At 66.0% G+C, this 3,228-nt stretch carries 3 protein-coding genes; 1 reads left to right on the forward strand and 2 read right to left on the reverse strand.

Annotated elements, in window-relative coordinates:
* Positions 1 to 32: 32 nt before the first annotated feature.
* Positions 33 to 1,799, reverse strand: coding sequence for a proteasome ATPase (arc, locus tag ABTZ94_RS36960; protein ID WP_351207755.1), 1,767 nt, complete (start codon positions 1,797 to 1,799; stop codon positions 33 to 35).
* A gap of 241 nt (positions 1,800 to 2,040) precedes the next feature.
* Here arc and ABTZ94_RS36965 point away from each other — a divergent pair, with 241 nt between their 5' ends.
* Complete coding sequence (locus ABTZ94_RS36965; protein ID WP_351207757.1) at positions 2,041 to 2,352, forward strand: ferredoxin; 312 nt, start codon at positions 2,041 to 2,043, stop codon at positions 2,350 to 2,352.
* Positions 2,353 to 2,390: 38 nt separating this feature from the next.
* Here ABTZ94_RS36965 and ABTZ94_RS36970 read toward each other — a convergent pair whose 3' ends face one another.
* On the reverse strand, positions 2,391 to 2,969 hold the full coding sequence (locus ABTZ94_RS36970; RefSeq protein ID WP_351207759.1) for a hypothetical protein: 579 nt from the start codon (positions 2,967 to 2,969) through the stop codon (positions 2,391 to 2,393).
* Positions 2,970 to 3,228 lie beyond the last annotated feature (259 nt).

Consider the following 3,228-nt stretch of genomic DNA (forward strand, 5'->3'; position numbering starts at 1 on the left):
GCCCGGCCGGGCATCCGCAGCCGGTCTGCGTTCTACAGGTACTGCCCGGTATTCGCCACCGTGTCGATGGAGCGACCGGTATCCGCGCCCTGCTTTCCGGTGACGAGCGTGCGGATGAAGACGATCCGCTCGCCCTTCTTGCCGGAGATGCGGGCCCAGTCGTCCGGATTCGTGGTGTTCGGCAGGTCCTCGTTCTCCTTGAACTCGTCCACGCATGCCTGGAGGAGATGGGAGACGCGAAGGCCCTTCTGTCCCTGGTCGAGGAAGGCCTTGATGGCCATCTTCTTGGCCCGGTCGACGATGTTCTGGATCATCGCGCCGGAGTTGAAGTCCTTGAAGTAGAGGACTTCCTTGTCGCCGTTGGCGTACGTGACCTCGAGGAAGCGGTTCTCCTCGGACTCGGTGTACATCCGCTCGACGACCGACTGGATCATGGCGTGCGCAGCGGATTCCTTGGAGCCGGTGTGCTCCGCGAGGTCGTCCGCGTGCAGGGGCAGCGAAGGCGTGAGGTACTTGGCGAAGATGTCCTTCGCGGCCTCTGCGTCCGGGCGCTCGATCTTGATCTTCACATCGAGGCGGCCGGGGCGCAGGATCGCGGGGTCGATCATGTCCTCGCGGTTGGAGGCGCCGATGACGATGACGTTCTCCAGGCCCTCGACGCCGTCGATCTCGGCGAGCAGCTGGGGGACGATGGTGTTCTCCACGTCCGAGCTGACGCCGGATCCCCGGGTACGGAAGAGGGACTCCATCTCGTCGAAGAAGACGATGACGGGCGTGCCCTCGCTCGCCTTCTCACGGGCACGCTGGAAGACCAGGCGGATGTGCCGCTCGGTCTCGCCGACGTACTTGTTGAGGAGTTCCGGGCCCTTGATGTTGAGGAAGTAGCTCTTGCCCGCAGGCTGGCCGGTGACTTCGGCGACCTTCTTGGCAAGGGAGTTGGCCACTGCCTTGGCAATGAGTGTCTTGCCGCAGCCGGGCGGGCCGTAGAGCAGGATGCCCTTCGGCGGCCGCAGTTCGTGTTCCTTGAAGAGGTCGGGGTGGAGATAGGGGAGCTCGACCGCGTCCCGGATCAGCTCGATCTGGTCGCCCAGACCGCCGATCTTGTTGTAGTCGATGTCCGGTACTTCTTCGAGGACGAGCTCTTCGACCTCGCTCTTGGGGACCACTTCGTAGACATAGCCGGACCTGGGTTCGAGCAGCAGGGCGTCGCCCGGGCGGATGGTGATGTCCAGCAGCGGCTCGGCGAGCCGTACCACCCGTTCCTCGTCCGTGTGGCCGATGACCAGGGCCCGCTCGCCGTCCTCAAGGACTTCCTTGAGGGTGACGATGTCCCCGGCCCGCTCGTATTCCATGGCGTCGACCACGTTGAGCGCTTCATTGAGCATGACTTCCTGGCCGCGCCGGAGGTCGTCGAGCTCGACGCTGGGGCTGACATTCACCCGGAGCTTTCGGCCCCCGGTAAAGATGTCGCAAGTGCCGTCCTCGTTGCCCTGCAAAAACACACCGAAACCGGCCGGCGGCTGTGCGAGCCGGTCGACTTCTTCCTTGAGGGCCACGATCTGGTCGCGGGCCTCGCGGAGTGTGTTGGCGAGCCGCTCATTCTGCGCGGACACGCCTGCAAGGTTGGTCTGCAACTCGACGATCCGCTCTTCGAGGATCCTCGTATGGCGCGGAGAGTCGGCGAGCTTACGTCGCAGGACGGCGATTTCCTGCTCGAGATAGGCGACCTGGCCGGCTGGGTCTTCGGACCCCCGCCCGGGCCGGATGCCGCGGTTGATGTCGTCGTCGTGGGCTGCCACGGTCCTCACCTCCTCCAAGGGGAGCTGGACGCTTCCTGACCCTACCTGGGTGGGTGATGATTGAAACCCTTAGATCACAAAGACTGCGGGGCGTGTCCGATCTTCACCCTTGCGTTCCCCCTCGTGTCAGGGGAATACCCACCGTTCAACATCGGAAAGCGGCCGGTTGTATCGTCGAACCGTTCAACACCCGTCAGGGCTGGCTAATTTTGGTCCGGATACGCAGGAAACGGCAGGAGAAATGACCGTGCAGCAGGACGCTCCCACCGGCAGCGAAACTCAGGACCTGGAGGTCTGGATCGACCAGGACCTCTGCACGGGAGACGGTATCTGCGTGCAGTACGCACCCGAGGTGTTCGAGCTGGACATCGACGGCCTGGCGTATGTGAAGAGCAGCGACGACGAGCTGCTGCAGGACAAGGGCGCGACGACGCCCGTACCGCTGCCGCTTCTTCAAGATGTGGTCGATTCGGCCAACGAGTGCCCGGGCGACTGCATCCATGTACGTCGCGTTTCGGACAGCGTCGAGGTGTACGGTCCTGAGGCCGCCTGATACGGCGGTTCGCGCGGGCGACCACGCGCAGTGACGGCTCAGGCGCTGCTCGGGGCGGCCCGGGTGGCACGGACGAATGCGCCGCCCTGCCACTGCCAGGTGACCTCTTCCTGCTGGTCGGGACAGCAGCGCGGTACTGCGGCCGAGGAGTAGCCGAGCAGGGTGGCGGAGATGATTCCGTCACGCACCGCGAAATCGCCGACGCTCATCTTCTCAGCGGGGTCCACCAGGGTCGCCACGACCCGGGGTGTGGCCCCGCTTCCTTGTGTGAGGACGTAGACACCACTGGGCGGGGTGCCGGATCCGGCTGCGCAGTGGACCACGGCGACCGTCTCGGGGCGGCCATCGCCGTCGAGGTCGCCGGGTGCCTGTTTGGCCACGGTGTTCTCCAGCCCGCCGCATTCCAGAGGGAAGGTCACCCGCTCCGGATCGGGTGCGGCGACGGGCATGGTGCCGCGCTGCGCGGTGGTGCGGTGGGGTGGCGAGGGGGCGGGCGTGCGGTCCGGCTGGAGCATGCCGGCGGTTGCGAAAACGGCGGCCATGGCTGTCGCGGTGGCTAGCCAGTGCAGCGGCTTGGTGTCGGTGTGCGCGAGGTCCGGGAGCTCGGAGGTCTGCACGCGGGATGTCTCCTGTGGTTCAAGGATGCCTGTGTGGGCGGTGCCGCCTGTGGGACGTCCGCGGTGGCGTGGGGGTGGCCAGCATCGTGCCACACCTCACAGAGCAGGGGAACGGTGGGGTCGGCAGGGATGCGCTTGCGTAGCAGCAACGAAAAGGCGCCGCCGCCGAGTTCCCGGGTCGGTCCGCGACGGCGAGCGAGATCGGGCGCATCCCGGCCTTCTGCAGCCTGCGCTGCAGCCAGATCGGGGAGCGTGCCTC

Origin of the sequence: Streptomyces sp. NPDC002785 (genome assembly GCF_040295565.1) — a bacterium.
GTDB lineage: Bacteria > Actinomycetota > Actinomycetes > Streptomycetales > Streptomycetaceae > Streptomyces.

What these genes read in the sequence shown, in the direction of transcription:
- ABTZ94_RS36965 (WP_351207757.1), top strand. Translation starts at nt 2,041, where the DNA reads ATGACCGTGCAGCAGGACGCTCCCACCGGCAGCGAAACTCAGGACCTG.